21 protein-coding genes are annotated in these 17,470 nt (G+C 68.4%); 13 read left to right on the plus strand and 8 right to left on the minus strand.

Annotated elements, in window-relative coordinates:
* Positions 1 to 74 precede the first annotated feature (74 nt).
* The 4 genes from nrdF to E3O57_RS13480 all read left to right on the plus strand — a co-directional run bounded on the left by nrdF (position 75) and on the right by E3O57_RS13480 (position 4,205).
* Positions 75 to 1,049, plus strand: coding sequence for a class 1b ribonucleoside-diphosphate reductase subunit beta (gene nrdF, locus E3O57_RS13465; protein WP_088455068.1), 975 nt, complete (start codon positions 75 to 77; stop codon positions 1,047 to 1,049).
* Between the two features lie 104 nt (positions 1,050 to 1,153).
* The gene (locus tag E3O57_RS13470) at positions 1,154 to 2,530 is read left to right on the plus strand and encodes an FAD-binding oxidoreductase (RefSeq protein ID WP_198416837.1); all 1,377 of its coding nucleotides are present in this window, start codon (positions 1,154 to 1,156) and stop codon (positions 2,528 to 2,530) included.
* Complete coding sequence (locus E3O57_RS13475) at positions 2,527 to 3,873, plus strand: class I SAM-dependent methyltransferase (RefSeq protein ID WP_103479855.1); 1,347 nt, start codon at positions 2,527 to 2,529, stop codon at positions 3,871 to 3,873. Before E3O57_RS13470 ends, E3O57_RS13475 begins: the two co-directional genes overlap by 4 nt.
* 50 nt (positions 3,874 to 3,923) lie before the next feature.
* Positions 3,924 to 4,205, plus strand: coding sequence for a hypothetical protein (locus E3O57_RS13480; RefSeq protein WP_103459672.1), 282 nt, complete (start codon positions 3,924 to 3,926; stop codon positions 4,203 to 4,205).
* 19 nt (positions 4,206 to 4,224) lie between these two features.
* On the opposite strand, the gene budA is transcribed toward E3O57_RS13480, so the two are convergent.
* The gene (budA, locus tag E3O57_RS13485; protein WP_241980252.1) at positions 4,225 to 4,953 is read right to left on the minus strand and encodes an acetolactate decarboxylase; all 729 of its coding nucleotides are present in this window, start codon (positions 4,951 to 4,953) and stop codon (positions 4,225 to 4,227) included.
* Positions 4,954 to 4,981: 28 nt separating this feature from the next.
* On the minus strand, positions 4,982 to 5,902 hold the full coding sequence (locus E3O57_RS13490; protein WP_103459673.1) for a hypothetical protein: 921 nt from the start codon (positions 5,900 to 5,902) through the stop codon (positions 4,982 to 4,984).
* Between the two features lie 199 nt (positions 5,903 to 6,101).
* Here E3O57_RS13490 and E3O57_RS13495 point away from each other — a divergent pair, with 199 nt between their 5' ends.
* Positions 6,102 to 6,641, plus strand: a complete 540-nt coding sequence (locus E3O57_RS13495; protein WP_198416838.1) for a universal stress protein — start codon at positions 6,102 to 6,104, stop codon at positions 6,639 to 6,641.
* A 74-nt stretch (positions 6,642 to 6,715) separates the two neighbouring features.
* Here E3O57_RS13495 and E3O57_RS13505 read toward each other — a convergent pair whose 3' ends face one another.
* Positions 6,716 to 7,009, minus strand: a complete 294-nt coding sequence (locus E3O57_RS13505) for a PLDc N-terminal domain-containing protein (protein WP_103459675.1) — start codon at positions 7,007 to 7,009, stop codon at positions 6,716 to 6,718.
* A 215-nt stretch (positions 7,010 to 7,224) separates the two neighbouring features.
* Between E3O57_RS13505 and E3O57_RS13510 the strand changes: the two genes are divergently transcribed.
* A complete protein-coding gene (locus E3O57_RS13510; protein ID WP_103479853.1) occupies positions 7,225 to 7,866 on the plus strand; it encodes a ScbR family autoregulator-binding transcription factor in 642 nt (213 codons plus the stop codon).
* Positions 7,867 to 7,961: 95 nt separating this feature from the next.
* On the opposite strand, the gene E3O57_RS13515 is transcribed toward E3O57_RS13510, so the two are convergent.
* The gene (locus E3O57_RS13515) at positions 7,962 to 8,393 is read right to left on the minus strand and encodes an organic hydroperoxide resistance protein (RefSeq protein WP_174776277.1); all 432 of its coding nucleotides are present in this window, start codon (positions 8,391 to 8,393) and stop codon (positions 7,962 to 7,964) included.
* 128 nt (positions 8,394 to 8,521) lie between these two features.
* On the opposite strand from E3O57_RS13515, the gene E3O57_RS13520 reads away from it, so the two are divergent.
* From E3O57_RS13520 to E3O57_RS13530, 3 genes are all read left to right on the plus strand, one after another.
* Positions 8,522 to 9,076 (plus strand): MarR family winged helix-turn-helix transcriptional regulator, encoded by a 555-nt coding sequence (locus tag E3O57_RS13520; protein WP_088455082.1) that lies wholly within the window; start codon positions 8,522 to 8,524, stop codon positions 9,074 to 9,076.
* Between the two features lie 58 nt (positions 9,077 to 9,134).
* Entirely contained in the window at positions 9,135 to 9,503 is a 369-nt protein-coding gene (locus E3O57_RS13525) for a GNAT family N-acetyltransferase (RefSeq protein WP_088455083.1), read from the plus strand.
* Positions 9,504 to 9,585: 82 nt separating this feature from the next.
* Positions 9,586 to 9,999 carry an Hsp20/alpha crystallin family protein gene (locus tag E3O57_RS13530; RefSeq protein ID WP_088455084.1) on the plus strand — a complete coding sequence of 138 codons (414 nt, stop codon included), beginning with the start codon at positions 9,586 to 9,588 and terminating at the stop codon, positions 9,997 to 9,999.
* A 24-nt stretch (positions 10,000 to 10,023) separates the two neighbouring features.
* Here E3O57_RS13530 and arsB read toward each other — a convergent pair whose 3' ends face one another.
* Positions 10,024 to 11,154 carry an ACR3 family arsenite efflux transporter gene (gene arsB, locus E3O57_RS13535; RefSeq protein ID WP_103479852.1) on the minus strand — a complete coding sequence of 377 codons (1,131 nt, stop codon included), beginning with the start codon at positions 11,152 to 11,154 and terminating at the stop codon, positions 10,024 to 10,026.
* A 96-nt stretch (positions 11,155 to 11,250) separates the two neighbouring features.
* On the opposite strand from arsB, the gene E3O57_RS13540 reads away from it, so the two are divergent.
* The 3 genes from E3O57_RS13540 to E3O57_RS13550 all read left to right on the plus strand — a co-directional run bounded on the left by E3O57_RS13540 (position 11,251) and on the right by E3O57_RS13550 (position 12,938).
* A complete protein-coding gene (locus tag E3O57_RS13540; protein WP_103459677.1) occupies positions 11,251 to 11,601 on the plus strand; it encodes a metalloregulator ArsR/SmtB family transcription factor in 351 nt (116 codons plus the stop codon).
* Positions 11,602 to 11,650: 49 nt separating this feature from the next.
* On the plus strand, positions 11,651 to 11,836 hold the full coding sequence (locus E3O57_RS13545) for a hypothetical protein (RefSeq protein WP_103459678.1): 186 nt from the start codon (positions 11,651 to 11,653) through the stop codon (positions 11,834 to 11,836).
* Between the two features lie 316 nt (positions 11,837 to 12,152).
* Positions 12,153 to 12,938, plus strand: a complete 786-nt coding sequence (locus E3O57_RS13550) for a M23 family metallopeptidase (RefSeq protein WP_103479851.1) — start codon at positions 12,153 to 12,155, stop codon at positions 12,936 to 12,938.
* Between the two features lie 44 nt (positions 12,939 to 12,982).
* Here the strand turns inward: E3O57_RS13550 and E3O57_RS13555 are convergent, their stop codons facing one another.
* The 3 genes from E3O57_RS13555 to E3O57_RS13565 form a co-directional block, all read right to left on the minus strand.
* Complete coding sequence (locus E3O57_RS13555) at positions 12,983 to 13,348, minus strand: CHY zinc finger protein (RefSeq protein WP_103459680.1); 366 nt, start codon at positions 13,346 to 13,348, stop codon at positions 12,983 to 12,985.
* Between the two features lie 170 nt (positions 13,349 to 13,518).
* A complete protein-coding gene (locus E3O57_RS13560) occupies positions 13,519 to 14,436 on the minus strand; it encodes a thioredoxin domain-containing protein (protein WP_103479850.1) in 918 nt (305 codons plus the stop codon).
* A 161-nt stretch (positions 14,437 to 14,597) separates the two neighbouring features.
* A complete protein-coding gene (locus E3O57_RS13565) occupies positions 14,598 to 15,920 on the minus strand; it encodes a GNAT family N-acetyltransferase (protein ID WP_103479849.1) in 1,323 nt (440 codons plus the stop codon).
* A 431-nt stretch (positions 15,921 to 16,351) separates the two neighbouring features.
* On the opposite strand from E3O57_RS13565, the gene E3O57_RS13570 reads away from it, so the two are divergent.
* Entirely contained in the window at positions 16,352 to 17,386 is a 1,035-nt protein-coding gene (locus E3O57_RS13570; protein ID WP_103479848.1) for a LacI family DNA-binding transcriptional regulator, read from the plus strand.
* Positions 17,387 to 17,470 lie beyond the last annotated feature (84 nt).

The raw sequence follows: 17,470 nt of genomic DNA on the forward strand, positions 1-17,470 counted from the left end.
GTCGAGCCTGTCGAGACCACGTAAGCAGATCTCGACAGGCTCGATCAACGACGTACCACCAAGAGGAATAAATCATGATTGACAAGCTCAAGCTCGTCTCCCACGTTGACGCGATCAACTGGAACAAGATCGAAGACGAAAAAGACGTCGAGGTCTGGAACCGCCTCGTCAACAACTTCTGGCTGCCCGAGAAGATCCCGCTCTCCAACGACGTGCAGTCCTGGAACCAGCTCACCCCGGTGGAGCAGCAGCTCACCATGCGCGTGTTCACCGGACTCACCCTGCTCGACACCATCCAGGGCACCGTCGGTGCCGTCTCGCTGATCCCCGACGCGATCACCCCGCACGAGGAAGCCGTCTACACGAACATCGCGTTCATGGAGTCGGTACACGCGAAGAGCTACTCCTCGATCTTCTCGACCCTCGCGTCGACGAAGGAGATCGACGAGGCGTTCCGCTGGTCGACCGAGAACGTCAACCTGCAGAAGAAGGCGTCCATCGTGATGGACTACTACCAGGGTGACGACCCGCTGAAGCGCAAGGTCGCCTCGGTGCTGCTCGAGTCGTTCCTGTTCTACTCCGGCTTCTACCTGCCGATGTACTTCTCCAGCCGCGCCCGCCTCACCAACACAGCCGACCTCATCCGTCTGATCATTCGGGATGAAGCCGTGCACGGCTATTACATCGGCTACAAGTTCCAGAAGGGTCTCGAAGGCGCCACGCAGGAGCGCAAGGATGAGATCAAGGACTACACCTTCAACCTCATGTACGAGCTGTACGAGAACGAGGTGCAGTACACGCAGGACCTGTACGACCAGGTCGGCCTGACCGAAGACGTGAAGAAGTTCCTGCACTACAACGCCAACAAGGCGCTGATGAACCTCGGCTACGAGGCCATGTTCCCCAAGAGCGTCACCGACGTGAACCCGGCGATCCTGTCGGCGCTGTCGCCCAACGCCGACGAGAACCACGACTTCTTCTCCGGGTCGGGCTCCTCGTACGTCATCGGCAAGGCCGTCAACACCGAAGACGACGACTGGGACTTCTAGGTCTCGAGGACTACTGAAAGGGCGGGTGCTTCGGCACCCGCCCTTTCTGCGTGATTGTGCAGATCCCCGTCGCGTCCGGGGCGACCGCGGGCTATCGTGTGGGCGTGCCCGCACTTGTCGACGCGAAGCGCGCTCACGCCGCCGGCGTGCAGCGCCTACTCGAGAGCTATCGGGCCGTCCCCGACGGGGCCGCGATTCGGTTGGCCAAACCAACGTCGAACCTGTTCCGGGCACGCGCCAAGAACACCGGGACGGGCCTGGACACCTCCGGGCTGACCGGCGTCATCGCGATAGACGAAGAGGCGCGGACGGCCGACGTGGCCGGCATGTGCACCTACGACGACCTCGTCGCCCAGGCGCTGCCCCACGGGCTGGCGCCGCTGGTTGTGCCGCAGTTGAAGACCATCACGCTCGGCGGCGCAGTCACCGGCCTCGGCATCGAGTCGACGTCGTTCCGCAACGGCCTGCCGCACGAGTCGGTGCTGGAGATGGACATCCTCACCGGCACGGGGGAGGTGCTCACCGTGTCGCCCACCGAGCACGCGGATCTGTACCGGGCCTTCCCCAACTCCTACGGGACGCTGGGGTACGCGGTGCGCTTGCGCATCGAGCTCGAACCCGTGAAACCGTTCGTCGCGCTCAGCCATCTGCGGTTCCACTCGCTCGTCGACCTGATCCGGGCCATGCACGGCATCATCGAGACCGCGATGTTCGACGGTGACGTGGTCGACTACCTCGACGGCGTGGTGTTCAACGCGGCGGAAAGCTATCTCTGCCTCGGTAGGAAGACAAGTGCGCCCGGCCCCGCCAGTGACTACACCGGCCAACAGATCTACTACCGCTCCATCCAGCACGACAGCGGGGTGACGGACGACCGCCTCACCATCCACGACTACCTCTGGCGCTGGGACACCGACTGGTTCTGGTGTTCGGAGGCGTTCGGAGCGCAGAATCCGCGGGTCCGCCGGCTGTGGCCGCGACGCTACCGGCGCAGCAGCGTCTACGGGAAGCTGATGAAATACGAACAACGATTCCACATCGGCGATCGCATCGAGAGGCTGGCCGGCCGGCCGCCCCGCGAGCGCGTCGTCCAAGACATCGAGGTGCCGATAGAGCGGTGCGCGGAGTTTCTGGACTGGTTCCTGGACACCGTGCCGATCACACCGATCTGGCTGTGCCCGCTGCGGTTGCAGGACGACACCGGCTGGCCGCTCTACCCGATCGGGCCGCGCGAGAACTACGTGAACGTCGGCTTCTGGTCGACGGTGCCGGTCGGGTCCACCGCGGGGGCGACGAACCGCCTGATCGAACGCGCGGTCCGTGATTTCGACGGGCACAAGTCGTTGTACTCCGACTCCTACTACTCCCGGGCGGAGTTCGACGAACTCTACGGCGGAGAAAACTACCGGGCAGTGAAGAACAGATATGACCCTGATTCACGTCTCCTCGACCTCTATGCCAAGGCGGTGCAACGACGATGACCACGTACCGGGAACGCTCGACGAAGTCGACTTCGCTGACGGATGCACCAGGGAAAACCGGATTGGCGGGGAAATACACCCTCGCCGAGGTGCTGGAGATCTTGGCAGGCGGCCGGCTTCCGCTGCGGTTCACGGCCTATGACGGGAGTTCGACCGGGCCGACGGACGCGTCGTTCGGGCTGGATCTGAGGACCCCCCGCGGCACGAGCTACCTGGCCACCGGCCGCGGCGACCTCGGCTTTGCCCGCGCCTACATCGCCGGCGACCTCGACATCCGCGGGGTGCACCCGGGGGACCCCTATGAGCTGCTCAAGGCCCTCGCCGACAGCCTCGTCTTCGCACGCCCACCGGCACGGATGATGGTCGACATGATCCGCTCCATCGGCGCCCGGCACCTGCGCCCGATAGCGCCGCCGCCCGAGGAAGCGCAGCCCCGGTGGCGCAGGATCACCGGGGGGCTCCGGCACAGCAAGACCAGGGATGCTGAAGCGATCCACCACCACTACGACGTCTCGAACACCTTCTACGAGTGGGTTCTCGGGCCGTCCATGACCTACACCTGCGCGTGTTACCCGCGCGGGAGCGCATCCCTCGAGGAGGCGCAGGACAACAAGTACCGACTCGTCCTCGAAAAGCTGCGACTGAAACCGGGCGACCGGTTGCTCGACGTGGGCTGCGGCTGGGGCGGCATGGTGCGCTACGCCGCCCGCCGTGGCGTGCGAGCGACCGGTGTGACGCTCTCGACCGAGCAGGCCGGCTGGGCGCAGCGGGCCATCGCAGACGAGGGCCTGGGCCATCTGGCCGAGGTCCGTTACGCCGACTATCGCGATGTCACGGAAACCGGGTACGACGCGGTGTCGTCGATCGGGCTGCTCGAGCACATCGGCGTGCGCAACTATCCGTCGTACTTCGGGTTTCTGCAGTCCCGGCTGCGCCCCGGCGGGCTGCTACTCAATCACGCCATCACCTGGCCGGAGAACCACAAACCACCCCAGCCGCGCGGATTCATCGATCGTTACGTCTTTCCCGACGGGGAGCTCACAGGGTCTGGCCGGATCATCAGCGAGGCGCAGGACGCCGGTCTGGAGGTTCTGCACGAAGAGAACCTGCGGCAGCACTACGCGCTGACACTGCGCGACTGGTGCGCCAATCTCGTCGAGCACTGGGACGAGGCGGTCGCCGAGGTCGGGCTCCCCACCGCGAAAGTCTGGGGTCTGTATATGGCTGGATCGCGGCTCGGGTTTGAGGACAATGGCATCCAGTTGCACCAGGTGTTGATGGCCCGGCCCGACAAACCGGGCTCTGCCGGCGAGCTGCCGTTGCGGCCGTGGTGGACCCCGTAGTCGCCGTTCGTGCGGCCCGCACGGCTCCCGGAGCGGCCTACGCTGGGGGAATGTCACGCACCACGCGCCTGAAGCCGAACGAGTTGGTTCACGAGTGGCCGGATGGCCCGGCCAGCGACGCCATCGGCGAGGTCGCGCGGACGTTCGCGGGCAACCTGCGCCGTGCCATCGGTTCGCGGAGCATCCGCAATGCCGCCGAGTCCTGCGGCGTGAACCACGCCACCCTGATCGGCATCCTGGACGGGCGGGCCTGGCCGGACATGGAGACCATCGCCAAGCTCGAACGTGGGCTGGATGCGGCGCTCTGGCCGGGGCACGTGACGAGGACCTGACCGGGTCGTTTTGGTTTGCTCAGCGGTGGTTTTCGGTCTGCTCGATCTGGTCGGCGAGATTATCCGGGCTGAGGTCCGCGTTCTTGAACTCGGGTGTGAGCGGCAGTTCCAGGTGCAGGTCGGTGCCGATGCAGATCTCGATGGTGCCCGAGAGTAACGCGAAGTCGAGCACGTGGCCGCCGTGCTGCCGGTCGGCGTCGACGAAGTGCACGTGCCCGCCGGGCACGCCGATGCCCTGCCCGTAAAGCGGGGTGCGGAACCCCGCGACGACGCCGGTGGAACGGCCGAACTCCAGGGTCTTCTCGCCCCGGATGGCCTCGGACATGGGCAGATACGGCTTCTCCTGCCGCTGCACGGCCCGCACCCGCACCCACTCGAACTCGCCGGTCAGTCGCACCGCGTAGAGGTAATTCGCGCTCTGCAGGGTCTCGTTGATCAGCGCCACCGCCTGATCGCGGGTGGCAGGCCCGGTGACGGGGATGGTGACCGTGGGGACGAACTCGGTGACCACGGCGAACGGGGTCAGGTCGCCGGGCGCGGCGGGTGCCACCGTGCCGTCGACCCGCATCCGGTAGCAGACACCGTCGAGGATCAGCATCTCGCCGTCGAGCGCGTTGAAGGTGCCCAGGCCGAAGTCGCCGTGCTCGAGCAGGGTGGCCACGGTGGTGTCACCGTCGTAGATGCCGTCGAGCAGGGCGCTCATCAGGCTGGTCTGGTAGACGAGATGGCGGCCGGCGGGGACGTCCACGATGGTTCCTCCTAAGCGTGCGGTGGGGTTAAAGCGACGGGATCAGCTCGGGCACCCGGCAGGGCTGGCCGTGGGCGTAGTTGAGGCAGGAGCCCAGGGCATCCGGGTACGGGTCCGGGTTGCCGGAGCCGAACCAGGCCGTGTAGAACAGCCAGAAGTTGAGGTTGCCGTGGGTGGAGCATCCGTCGCCATCGCTGTCGGGGTCGGCGAGGGCCGCCTCGTTGGGCTGGTACGGGGTGTAGTTGTACAGGTTGGCGGTGGCCTGGTTTTGGATGTCGACGGTGCTCGCGCCGCACGCGGCGTCGGGGTTGTAGCCCACCTCGGTGTCGCCGATCTTGTAGGTGCGCTCGGGCTCCTGGGTGTACTGACGGAACTGCCAGGCCGCGTTGTAGACCTGGTTGAAGAAACCGAAGTACTCGGTCTCGCAGTCGGCCGTGTCGGGGCAGCCGTAGCCGGTGGCGCGCAGGTAGCCGGACTCGGTGGGCCGGCTGAGCAGGGACTGCTCTTTCTGCAACAGCACCAGCAGAATGCGGGGGCTGATGCCGCAGGCCTCGGCGACCTTGCTGATGATGGTGCTCGCGTGTTCGTTCTCGGCGCCCGGGTAGGCGGCACAGTGGCCGGCACCCGCGGCGGGCTGGTCGACGGTGCTCTCGCGGTACTCCCAGAGGCAGGGTGAGCTGTCGGTGCGGATGCAGCTGCGCGACAGCAGGAACGACTGCACCTGCTGCTCGGTCATGGCGTCGGCGTTGAAGAAGGTGTAGTCGCTGACGATGCGGCCGGGCTCGAAGCCGGCCAGGTCGATCGTGTTCGTGGCGATGGGCGCGGTGGGAGCCGCCGTGGCGGGTTCGGCGCGCAGGGCGGCACTGACGAGGGCTGCGCCGGCCAGGACGACGACGAGAACGGCAGCCGTCGCGAGCGCGGACAAACGGTGGCGCTCGAAGTAGCTCATCCCCAGAGACTATCGAAGGCGTTCGGACGTCGGGTGGGAGGCGGCTGCGAGAGGCTGCGCCGGCGCGGCTCAGCGGCGGAGGGCGGCCGGAATTCCTCGCCCGAGATGGCCCGCGCTCTTCCGGCGGCAGGTTCGGGACGGTTGAATGGGAGGGAACCGCAGGAGTCGGACGCTCCGCCTTCCGCGGCAGGAGGCCACCATGGACGCTGACACCGGCACAGGCAAGGACCCTCGGCCCGATGCGGGCGACGCGGCGGCGGTGCACGCCGAAGCGGCCGCGCAACCGGCACAGCAGCCCGGCCCGCGCGCGGGCATCGTCGTCGGGCATGATGGATCGGCCGACGCTGATCACGCCCTGACCGTGGCTCTCGACCTGGCCGCCGACCTCAAGGTGCCGGTGACGATCGTGCGTGCCTGGACCATCGACACGGCTCCGCGCCCGGCGAACTGGGAGTTCGGCTATGTGTCGTCGTACTCGGACTACGCGGGCGCGGTGCGGGAACGCCTCGTGGACGACACCCGGGACGTCGTCGCCGAGCATCCGGGGCTCACGGCGGAGTACCGGGTGGCGCTGGGCGGGCCGGCCAAGACTCTGATCGAGGTCTCGCGGGGGTCCCGGATGCTGGTGGTCGGCTCCCGCGGGCGCGGCGGACTGGCCGGGATGCTGCTCGGCTCGGTCAGTGAGCAGTGCGTGCGGCATGCGGACTGCCCGGTGCTCGTGGTGCGGCCCCGGTCCTGAACCGCGGAAGCGGGACTGCCGGGTGCGGGTCAGCCGGGTGCGGGTCAGCCGGGTGCGGGTCAGCCGGGTGCGGGTCAGCCGGCCTGGAGGCGGTTGCCCACCGCGAACCAGGCGAGCGCGCCGAACACCGGTGCGAAGACCACGGTCAACACCCACCGTGTGCGGGCCGGTTCGCTCAGGTGCACGGCGCGGACCACCTGCGCGAGGGCGGCCACGATGAGGACGAGGGCGCCCAGGCCGGCCAGGACGATGAGCGTCACGCCGATCAGAGCGCCCAGCGTGGCGCCGTCGATAGCGCCGCCGTCCAGGACATCTGTGCGCCCGAGCGTTCCTTGCCAGGCGGTGCTGAGTATTCCTGTGCTGTTCATTCGTCGGATTCCCCTCGATCCCGGCAGATGGTGCCCGGCGGCGGCGCTGGGCGGGTGGTGCGGTCGTGCGGTAGTCGTCGGCCGGGAAAACAGGTTCCCCCCGGAATGCTCGCCCGGCCTAACGGAAGCATACCAAACGGTATGCTTTCTGGTGAGACGAAGTCGGAATTGGTCTCGGTGCCGTGCCGGGTGCCCGTTTCCAGTCGAGGAGCGTCATGACCCAACAGGCTCGCGCCGTGGAAACCCGGGCGGCGATCATCCGCGCCGCCGCCGATGTCTTCGGCGCTGTGGGCTACGGCGGTGCCTCGATGGCGGATATCTGTGTCGCGGCCGGGCTCACCAAGGGGGCGCTGTACTTCCACTTCGCATCGAAGGAGGCGCTGGCGCTGGCGGTCATCGACGCCCAGCATGAGCGGGCGCTCGGGCTCGGCGACGAGCTGCTGCAGAGCGAACAGCCCGGCCTGCACGTGCTGTTGCGGATGGCGTTCGAGCTGGGCAAGCAGGTGCGCGACGATCCGGTGTCGCGGGCAGGCATCCGCCTGACGATGGAATCGAGCAACCTCTCGGTGCCCGTCGTGACGCCATACGAGGACTGGATCGCGGCCTGCGAGCTGCTGCTGCGGCGCGCGATCCTCGACGGCGACGTGCGCGCCGACGTGGATGTCGCTGCCGCCGCCCGGTTCATCAGCCCGGCGTTCACGGGTGTGCAGGTGGTCTCCGGCGTGCTCACCGGCCGGGCGGACCTGATGCAGCGGCTCGTGGAGATGTGGTCGTTCGTGCTGCCGAGCCTGGTGGTGCCCGAGCGGTGGGACGTGCTGCGGACCCTGCCCGCGGAGATGGCCGACGTCTGGGGGTAGAGCCTGCCGGTGGCGCAACTGGTGCCCGTGCGGACAATTGGTGCCGGTGTGCCGGACGCAATTGTCCGCACGGGACGCAGACGCGAAGGTGGTGGCTAGTCCTCGTCGGTGACGACGGTGAGCTTCACGGCGATGTTGCCGCGGGTGGCGCGGGAATACGGGCAGACCGCGTGTGCGGCTTCCATGGCTGCCTGCGCTGTGGCCGGGTCTGCGCCGGGGATCTGGGCCTCGATGGTGACCTCGAAGTCGAGGCCGGTGGCCATGCTGCCGACGAGGTTGACGGTGAGGGTGACGGCGGATTCCGACACGTCGACCTTGTTCTGGCGGGCGGTGGCCTTGAGGGCGTTGTGGAAGCAGGCCGCCCAGCCGCTGGCGAAGAGCTGCTCGGGGTTGGTGCCGGGTCCGTCGTCGCCGCCCATGTCCTTCGGGATGGACAGGTCGAGGTCGAGCTTGTTGTCGCTGGTGACGACCTTGCCGGTGCGTCCACCCCAGGAGGTGGCGGATGCGGTGTAAATGGCGTTGGTCATGATTGTCTTCTTTCGGGTAGAGCGGAGCACACTGGACTCAGTCGTCAACACGCAGAGTGTTCGACACCGAGCCGACAAGTGCTTCGTATTCGAAACAACTTCTTTCTCACCCTAACGGAGGACCGACCATGGGAATTCCCGAACCATCCATCTCGGCCGATGAGATGCGTGCCTGGGCGGCCCTGTTCGAGACGTCGAACATCGTGCAGTACGCGGCCGACCGCAATCTGCGCGACTCCGTGGGCCTCACCCTCGCGCAGTTCGAGATTCTCCTGCGCATCGGCGAAGCCGGCACCGTTGGGCGGCGCATGACCGACATCGCCGATTCACTCACGGTCTCCCGCAGTGGGCTCACCTACCAGGTCGGCCAGTTGGAGCGGAAGGAGCTGGTGCTTCGGCAGCCGGCCCCCGACGACGACAGGTCGGTCATCGCCCACATCACTCCGGCGGGCCTCGACCTGCTGCGGACGGGCATCCCCGGTTACGTCGACCTGGTGCGGGAGATGCTCTTCGACAGGCTCAGCCATGCCGACCTGATGACCGTCACCGAGATCCTCGACGATGTGCGCCGCCAGCTCAAGGAGCAGCCGAAGCGGTCAACCTACCGGCGGGCGCGGCGCAGCGTCGCTCAGGCGGGTGCGGATGCCGCGGCGGCGGCCGGCGCGGTGCCGACCACCGAGTAGCGCCGGATGGGCAGCCGCGAGGGGTTGCATCCGTCGGCGCGCTGGGCAGACTGGGGGGATGAGCATCCCCACACATGGCGATAGTCAGCCCGGTGCCGGCGAGCAGCGCACCGTCGAACTCGTCGAGGATGAGCGCCGGTACGTGCTGCTGCTCGACGGGGTGCAGGTGGGCCACACCGTCTACGCCGATCACGGCGAGCAGCGGGTGTTCGTGCACACCGAGATCAGCATGGACCAGTCCGGCAAGGGCCTGGCGTCGACGCTGGTGGCGGCCGCGCTCGCCGATGTGCGGGCGCGCGGGCTGCGGGTTGTGGCGTTGTGCCCGTTCACGGCCGCCTACCTGCGCGGGCATCGCGAGTACGACGATATTCTCGACCCGCTGACCCCGCGGCTGAAGGCCGATCTGCGCGCGGCGCAGCTGATCTAGCGCCCGCCGCACGGCCTGCGCGGGCCACGGCGCGGGGGTACTCTGTGCAGCGAAAACAGGCCGAACCCCAAGGAGATGCATCATGGCTGGTGGAGTAGCGCGCCGCGACCGATTCGAATTGCCCGACTCGGTGCGACGCTTTTTTGAGGGCGACTGGGAGTCCGCAGCCCTGCGGGTGGAGGAATACCAGGAGGGTGACACCCTCGTGGTGAAAGCCGAGATGCCCGGCATCGACCCCGACAAGGACGTGGACATCTCGGTGTCCGACGGGGTCCTGCACATCCAGGCCGAACGCCAGGAGACCAGCGAACACAAGGAGAAGGGCGGCTACCGCACCGAATTCCGCTACGGCTCCTTCGCCCGCGACATCCCGTTGCCCAGCGGCAGCAAGGACTCCGACGTCTCGGCCAGCTACCGGGACGGCGTACTCGAGGTGCGGGTACCCGTCGCCGAGCGCGAGCAGACGACGTCGAAGATCCAGGTGACCCGCGGCTGAGCCTGCTCCGCTGGCACTGACGGGTCAGACGGCGGTCGGCGCCGCCGCCTTGGTGGATGCCGGTTCGCCGGATGCTGCTGCCCGGGGCGCCGGCTCGTGGCCGAACAGCTTCGGGCGCAGCCACAGCGACACGTAGACCAGGGCGATCAGAGCCGGCACCTCGATCAGCGGGCCCACGATGCCGGCCAGGGCCTGACCGCTCGTGGCGCCGAATGTGCCGATGGCCACCGCGATGGCCAGCTCGAAGTTGTTTCCCGCCGCCGTGAAGGCCAGCGTGGCCGTGCGGGCGTACGACAGCCCGACCAGCCGGCCGGCCAGAAAGCCCGCCCCGAACATCACCGCGAAGTAGACCAGCAGCGGCAGGGCGATGCGCACCACGTCCAGCGGCCGGTCGATGACCTGCTGACCCTGCAGGGCGAAGAGCAACACGATCGTGAAGAGCAGTCCGTAGAGCGCGAACGGGCCCACCCGCGGCAGGAACCGGCTCTCGTACCAGGCGCGGCCACGGGTGGCCTCGCCGATGCGGCGGGAGAGGTAGCCGGCCAGTAGCGGAATTCCGAGGAACACCAACACGCTCGCGGTGATCGCCCAGATGGAGAACTCGGCGCTGGTCGTGGCCAGGCCGAGCCAGGCCGGCAGCACCTGCAGGTAGAACCAGCCGAGGGCGGCGAACGCGATGACCTGGAACACCGAGTTGATCGCCACGAGGAACGCCGCGGCCTCCCGGTCGCCGCAGGCCAGGTCGTTCCAGATGAGCACCATGGCGATGCACCTGGCCAGACCCACGATGATCAGCCCGGTGCGGTATTCGGGCAGGTCGGGCAGGAAGACCCAGGCGAGCGCGAACATCAGCGCCGGGCCCACGAGCCAGTTCAGCACCAGCGAGGACACCAGCAGGCGCCGGTCGCCGGCGACGGCGCGGGCATCCGAGTACCGCACCTTGGCGAGCACCGGATACATCATCACCAGCAGGCCCACCGCGATCGGCACGCTCACCGAGCCGATCGAGAACGCGTGCAGCAGGTCGCCGACGCCGGGCGCGAAGACGGCGAGCAGTAGCCCGAGCCCCATCGCGAGGAGAATCCAGACCGGCAGCAGCCGATCGGTGGTGCCGAGCTGCGCGGCGGCAGGGGCGGGCTGGTCGGCGGATGTCATGGTGCTCCATCGGTCACGGCTGGGAAATAGATGAACGTCGATATTGAGTGTGGCGACAGCATCGATGGATGTCAATTCGCGTGTCAGAATGGGGGAATGGTGAACGTCGAACTTCTGCAGGCCCCCGCGGCGGTCGAGTGCTGCGCGCCGCCCGCCCGCCAAGCGCTCGCCGCGGACGGCGCGGAAAAGCTCGCGAAGACCCTCAAGGCCATCGCCGATCCGGCCCGGCTTCGGCTGATCTCGATGGTCGCCGCCCACGACGACGCCGAAGCCTGCGTCTGCGACCTCACCGAACCCCTCGGCCTCAGCCAGCCCACGGTGTCCCACCATCTCAAAGTGCTGGTGGATGCCGGTATTCTCTCCCGGGACAAGCGCGGCACCTGGGCGTACTACCGACTGGTGCCCGGCGCGCTCGACGCCCTGGCCCAGTCGGTCGTCACCGTCTGAGCCGTCGGGTCCACTGGAACCACCCAGCCGCGCTTTGTAGAGTGAAGGCATGACAATCGCACCCGACCACGCCGTGCGCCGCAGCGCGCTGTTCGGCTGGCTGTGGAGCGTCGCGGTTCTCGGCCTCGGCCTCTGGGTGAGCCTGGCCACCGGTGAATGGATCGCCATGCTGTGCGCGGCCGGCCTGGTCATCCTGCCAATCGGCGGCCTGGCCCTCCGCGCCAGACGACCCTAGCGACACCCCCGCCGATGTGTGCGTACGCATGCACACACACGGTTTACCCAGAAACGTGACGTAAAGTCATTTATCTGCGCGCGGGGCCGACGTCGTCGCCGTGTGCTGGATTCCCATTCGGCGGTGCCACCTTCACGGTTCCCGCCCGCTCCACGCCCTATCCGGCCTGCCCTGTCACCTGACGCGGGCCGCTGCCGGTGAGTGACCCTTTCGAGGCCTGGTGGATCCGCATCCTGATCCCGCATCGACCAGAAAGCTTTTGCCATGTCCATTTGCACCGTGCACATCCTTGCTCACGTTTCGGCCGGGGAGTTTCATGCGTAGGCGCAGCGGATTCATCAAGCCGCCCTCCCGCCGCCGACAGGTCACCGCCGTCACCGCCATGACCTTTGTGGCGCTGCTCACCACGGCCGGTGCGCTGCCCGCGCAGGCCGCTTACGTGGATGCCGACGGTGCTCCGGCCAGCGCGGCTCAGGCGTCCGCCGCCAGGGTGGCCCAGGCCGAGGCCGAGGCCGCACCGGCACAGAGCATCAGCGTGACCGCCGCAGCGCCCGTCGCCGTGCAGGTGGACACCTACACGGCCAAGGAGGTCGCGCCGCCACCACCACCCGTGGTCGTCGCCCCCGCGGCCGCGGCCGCGCCCACCGCCGTTGCCGCCGCCCCCGCCGGGGCGAGCGTGCGCTGGCCGTTCCCCGGTTCCATCCGCATCTCCGACGGCTACGGCCCCCGCTCGGCGCCCTGCGCGGGATGCTCGACCTTCCACGACGGCCTCGACATGAACCCCGGCCAGGGAACCCCGATCGGTTCCGTCGCCGACGGCGTCGTGAGCTCGGTGACCGCGTACGACAACGGCGGCCTGGGCGTGCACGTCATGATCGATCACGTCGTGAACGGTCAGAACGTCACCAGCACCTACGGGCACATGCTCGCCGGCTCCGCCGCCGTGAGTGTGGGCCAGTCCGTCACGGCCGGTCAGGTGATCGGCAACGTCGGCAGCACGGGCCAGAGCACCGGACCGCACCTGCACCTGGAGCTGCACCTCAACGGCGTCACCGCCATCGACCCGTACTCCTGGCTGACCGAGCACGCGGGGCCGATGTAACCCACCCCGGGGCTCCATGCGGCGCCGGTCGCCCGGGCCGGGAGTCAGGGCGTCGGCGGCGCCACCTGGAAGTACAGGTGGGCGTGCAGACGGCATCCGTCATTGAAGGGCGACCCGCACGCCGGGCAGGCGGACACGGACCTGTAGACCTCGATCGTGAGGGTCTGCCCGCACGCGCCGCAGAGAATCGCCCGCTCGGCCCACTCTGCCGGCGCCCACTGCGCTGCCGGGTGCGATTCGGCGTCGGCGTGACACTGGAAGCACGGGTAGAACCTGTCGCAGCAGCGGAACCTGATCGCGACGATGTCGGTGGGCCCGGCATAGTGCACGCACCGGGTGTTCGCATCGACGGTGGCGCCGTAGACGCGCGGCCTGGCCGGGTGCCGGTCGGCCGGGACTTCGTGCAACATGCCGTCTCCTTCGGGTCCAACAGCGCGGTCACCCGCTCGCATCCGCTCTCGTGCGCGGACAACAACTGTGGCCGGTGCGGACTTCTGCGCCCGGTGTGCTGGGTGCACTCGTCCGCACCGGCCACAGTAGCCGAGCTGGATGCCGTCGCGGGAGTCCGCGCGGGCAGTGGCTACTCGCCGGTGTCGGTGCCCGAGTCGGTGCCGCTGGTGTCGGTCGTCGCGGTGGCCTGCTCCAACACGAACGCCTCGAAGGCTGCCGCGTCGCCGAGGTCGCCCTCATACTTGACGCCCTGCACGAGGACCGTCGGGGTGCCGGCGAGCGCGCCGATGTCGGTGTTGGGCAGCGGGTTGTCCAGAGCGCGGTCGGTGGCGTCGCCCACCCAGTCGGCGAACTCCTGGTCGGTGATGCAGGTGGCCACGGATTCGTCGGTGACGCCGGCCTCCTCCACCAGGCTGACGAGCTCAGCATTGCTGAGGCCGGTCGTGCCCTCGGTGGGCTGGTTCGCGAACAGGGCGCTGTTCACGTCGAGGAAGCTGTCCGGCTGGTAGTTGGCCACGCAGGCGGCGGCATTGGCCGACCTGGTGGAGTACTTGCTGCCGCTCGAGGACTGGTCGAGGATCGAGATCGGGTGCGTCTCGAGGGTGATGTTGCCCGCGGTGAGCCAACTGGTGAGCTGGGCGCCGTTCGTGGTCTCGAACTGGCCGCAGTATGGGCACAGGTAGTCCAGGTACACCGCGATGTTCACGGTGCTGGTGAGCTCGCTCACATCGGTGGGCACTGGCTCGGCGTCGGCCGCGGTCGCCGCGGTCGTCACGGCGCTGATGGTGGTGCCGTCACCCTGCATCAGGATGCCGTCGCTGGCCATGTTGAGCGGCCCGGGCGAGGGCGGCTTGACGCTGCCCACGATCAGGACGGCGACGATGACGGCCACGGCCACCAGGGCCAGGCCGATGCCGCCGCGGAGGAACCAGCGATTGCGCGTCTCGCGCTTCTTCTGCTCCTCCCGCTGGATGCGGGCGGTCTCGCGCGCGACCTCACGGCGATCCTTCTTCGGGGGGAGCGCCTGGCCGGGGGTTTTTGAGTTCATGGGCTATCTGTGCCGTTTCGTCGGGACTGGTTCTCACCCCGACGATATCGACCCGGCCTATGAGGCCGGTTGCCGGGTGCTGTGAGCTAGCTGGGAGGGCAGCCCGAGCCGGGCACCCAGATCAGCCTAAGACCAGATCGGGGTGCACCGGGAGCGAGCGGCTAGAACCAGGTGCTCAGGTGCGGGGCGTAGGCGGAGTGCAGCGCCGTGTCCAGCCGGACGGCGGCATCCGGAGACTTCTCGGTGATCCGGCCGGCGCGGGCGAGATCGACCGCGCTCGTGCCGCCGAGGTACAGCGATGCCAGGTCCGCTGCCGAGAGGGCCACCTCGACGGCGCCGGCCGGGGCCGTACCGGTGAGCGGATGCGCCTGCCCCGACCCGTCGGCGGCCACGGTGAGCAGAAACCGGCCCTGGGCGAAGCCGAGGTCGTCGGTGACGTCGAGCAGGTAGTCGCCCGGCGCCGCGTAGCTGCGGGCGCCGAGCGCCACCGGAACGTCGAGGATACGCAGCCAGAGGTGGTCGCGTTCGCTGGTCTTGCGCACGGCGCGGTGGTCGGAGACCTGCCACGCCACCGGCTCGGAGACGCTGCGGAGGCCCGCGTTGATCTCGTTCACCATGTCCATCTCGATCACGAACCGCCAGAGCGCGGCATAGGCGACGTCGGTGGCCGCGACGAGGTCGACAAGCTTGAGCTGGCCGGGGTGGCTGACGTTCTGCAGCGCGATCTCGTAGAGCGCGAATCCGGCGATGGCGCCGTCGGCATCGTCGTAGCGCACCGCGCGGATGCCGCGCTTGTGCGCGTCGGGTTCGTTCGGCAGCAGGCCAAGGGTGCGCTTCCACCAGATCTCGCGACGGTCGACCTCGCCGGGGGAGCGATCGCGGGTGCGTTCGAAGACGGCGGGGCCGTCGGCGAGCAGCGATTCCGGGCTGACGAACTGAACGCGGCCGGCCGGGGTGGGGCCGGTCCAGCGGGCCCGCTGGGTGTCGACGACGTACGAGGACTGCCGAGCCGACGGTCCGAAACCGTACCGGCCGTAGATGGTGGCTTCGGAGACCGTGAGCATGGCGATCGGCAGGCCGAGCCGCTGGGCGGTGCGGAGCTCCGAGGTGAGCATGGCCCTGGCAATGCCCTGGCGGCGGTGGGTGGGGGAGACGGTGACCGAGCTGATCGCCCAGGTGCCCAGGGCGGTGCCGCCGGGCACGGTCAGGCCCATCTCCCAGGACCGTATCGTGGCGACCGGGGTCTCCGGGTCGGCCTGCGAGGCGTCCCAGACGCCGGTGACCCTGTCGGTGGCGATGTACTCGACCTGCACCTCGAGGGTGCCCTCGGTGGGCGTGACCTCGTGGAAGCCGCGGGCATCCGCCAGCAGCCAACGCTTCAGGCCCGCCTCGTCGTCGGCGTCGAGCACCGCCAGTCTCAGGCCGCGTTCGGCGAGGTTTGCGGTGGATTCGGGGTCGACGGGTGCGGAGGCGTAGGCATTCACCCATCCAGCCTACCCACGCGGATCCGGGGCGGTCCGGGTGGGTGACGGCCCGCTTGTCACCGATGCGGGCGTCGTCGGCGGCGACGGTACCGGGATGGTGTTCCTGGCGCAGGCGAGTGCCCTCCACGTCTCGTGGACCACTTTCTTCCCGCAGGCAGGTGTCCTTCGCGGCGGCACGGGTTCTAGCGTGTGCCGCCGGGACTGACGTGTGCCGCCGGGACTTGTGAGTGCCGCGAGGCCCGCGGCGCCGGAAGCGGGGCGAGGCCCCGCCGGGAATGGACCGCGCCAGAGCCGCCAGGCGGCTGCAACGTTGTAATGAAGGCGGTAAGTTCGGACGTGAGCAGACCGACGCGCCGAGGACGGCGTGTGGCCGCCCGGAGTCGCGACCGCGCGCACGGACTGTTCGCGGCACTGACCGACAGGGAGCGAAATTGGCAGCAACACTGCGCGATGTGGCGGCGCTCGCCGGGGTGTCGATCAAGACCGTCTCCAATGTGGTCCACGACTTTCAGCACATCCGGCCCGCAACCCGGGAGAGGGTGCGCGCGGCCATCGACGAGCTCGGCTACAAGCCCAACATCTCAGCACGCAGCCTGCGGTCAGGCCGCACCGGTGTGATCGGCCTGGCCCTGCCCGAGCTCAGCCTCAGCTACTTCGCCGAGCTGGCGGATGCGATCATCCAGGCCGCCGAGCGCCGTGGCACCTCGGTGCTCATCGAGCAGACCGGCGGCGACCGTGACCGCGAGATCCAGTTGTTGTCCAGCCCGCACCGCCAGTTCACCGACGGGCTGATCTTCAGTCCGCTGGGCATGGGCAATGACGACGCGAGCTACCTGAACGTCGATTACCCGCTCGTGCTGCTCGGTGAACGCATCTTCGCCGGGCCCACCGACCACGTCACTATGCACAACGTGGCCGCCGCCGCCGCCGCGACTCGGCACCTGCTGGCAACCGGCCGCCGCCGGATTGCCGTGATCGGGGCGCACGAAGACGAGGTGATCGGCTCCGCCGGGCTGCGCCTGCGCGGCTACCGGGAGGCGCTCGCCGAGGCGGGAATCGAGGTCGATCCGGCGCTGATCGGGCACACGACACTCTGGCATCGAGCGAACGGCGCCACGGCCATGCGGCAGTTGCTGGCGACCGGAGTGGAATTTGACGCTGTTTTCGCCCTCAACGACACCCTGGCCCTTGGAGCCATGCGGGTGCTGCAGGAGTCCGGCCGGCGCATCCCGTTGGACGTCGCGGTGGTGGGCTTCGACGATCTTGACGAATCCAGTTACTGCCTACCCGCACTCACCACGATCGATCCCGGCCGCGACGAGATTGCGGACACCGCGGTGCGCATCCTCCTCGAGCGCATATCCGGCGAGGCTGCCGACCTGGAGCCTCAGGAAGTTGAGGCGGGGTTTCGGCTGGTCCAGCGGGAATCGACCGACCTCATTCCGGCCCGGAACACTGGCCCCTGACCGCACGACGATCTGGCCGGCTGGATCGACCCGCCCGGCAAGCCGGGTTCGATGATGAGAATTGTTATGCAGCACTTCGGGACT

Origin of the sequence: Cryobacterium sp. TMN-39-2, from assembly GCF_004402745.1 — a bacterium.
GTDB classification, from domain to species: domain Bacteria; phylum Actinomycetota; class Actinomycetes; order Actinomycetales; family Microbacteriaceae; genus Cryobacterium; species Cryobacterium zongtaii.

What these genes read in the sequence shown, in the direction of transcription:
- E3O57_RS13505 (WP_103459675.1), bottom strand. Translation starts at nt 7,009, where the DNA reads ATGAACAGCACAGGAATACTCAGCACCGCCTGGCAAGGAACGCTCGGG.
- E3O57_RS13550 (WP_103479851.1), top strand. Translation starts at nt 12,153, where the DNA reads ATGCGTAGGCGCAGCGGATTCATCAAGCCGCCCTCCCGCCGCCGACAG.
- E3O57_RS13545 (WP_103459678.1), top strand. Translation starts at nt 11,651, where the DNA reads ATGACAATCGCACCCGACCACGCCGTGCGCCGCAGCGCGCTGTTCGGC.
- E3O57_RS13510 (WP_103479853.1), top strand. Translation starts at nt 7,225, where the DNA reads ATGACCCAACAGGCTCGCGCCGTGGAAACCCGGGCGGCGATCATCCGC.
- E3O57_RS13490 (WP_103459673.1), bottom strand. Translation starts at nt 5,902, where the DNA reads ATGAGCTACTTCGAGCGCCACCGTTTGTCCGCGCTCGCGACGGCTGCC.
- arsB (WP_103479852.1), bottom strand. Translation starts at nt 11,154, where the DNA reads ATGACATCCGCCGACCAGCCCGCCCCTGCCGCCGCGCAGCTCGGCACC.
- E3O57_RS13540 (WP_103459677.1), top strand. Translation starts at nt 11,251, where the DNA reads ATGGTGAACGTCGAACTTCTGCAGGCCCCCGCGGCGGTCGAGTGCTGC.
- E3O57_RS13525 (WP_088455083.1), top strand. Translation starts at nt 9,135, where the DNA reads ATGAGCATCCCCACACATGGCGATAGTCAGCCCGGTGCCGGCGAGCAG.
- nrdF (WP_088455068.1), top strand. Translation starts at nt 75, where the DNA reads ATGATTGACAAGCTCAAGCTCGTCTCCCACGTTGACGCGATCAACTGG.
- E3O57_RS13515 (WP_174776277.1), bottom strand. Translation starts at nt 8,393, where the DNA reads ATGACCAACGCCATTTACACCGCATCCGCCACCTCCTGGGGTGGACGC.
- E3O57_RS13530 (WP_088455084.1), top strand. Translation starts at nt 9,586, where the DNA reads ATGGCTGGTGGAGTAGCGCGCCGCGACCGATTCGAATTGCCCGACTCG.
- E3O57_RS13495 (WP_198416838.1), top strand. Translation starts at nt 6,102, where the DNA reads ATGGACGCTGACACCGGCACAGGCAAGGACCCTCGGCCCGATGCGGGC.
- E3O57_RS13555 (WP_103459680.1), bottom strand. Translation starts at nt 13,348, where the DNA reads ATGTTGCACGAAGTCCCGGCCGACCGGCACCCGGCCAGGCCGCGCGTC.
- E3O57_RS13560 (WP_103479850.1), bottom strand. Translation starts at nt 14,436, where the DNA reads ATGAACTCAAAAACCCCCGGCCAGGCGCTCCCCCCGAAGAAGGATCGC.
- E3O57_RS13480 (WP_103459672.1), top strand. Translation starts at nt 3,924, where the DNA reads ATGTCACGCACCACGCGCCTGAAGCCGAACGAGTTGGTTCACGAGTGG.
- E3O57_RS13475 (WP_103479855.1), top strand. Translation starts at nt 2,527, where the DNA reads ATGACCACGTACCGGGAACGCTCGACGAAGTCGACTTCGCTGACGGAT.
- E3O57_RS13520 (WP_088455082.1), top strand. Translation starts at nt 8,522, where the DNA reads ATGGGAATTCCCGAACCATCCATCTCGGCCGATGAGATGCGTGCCTGG.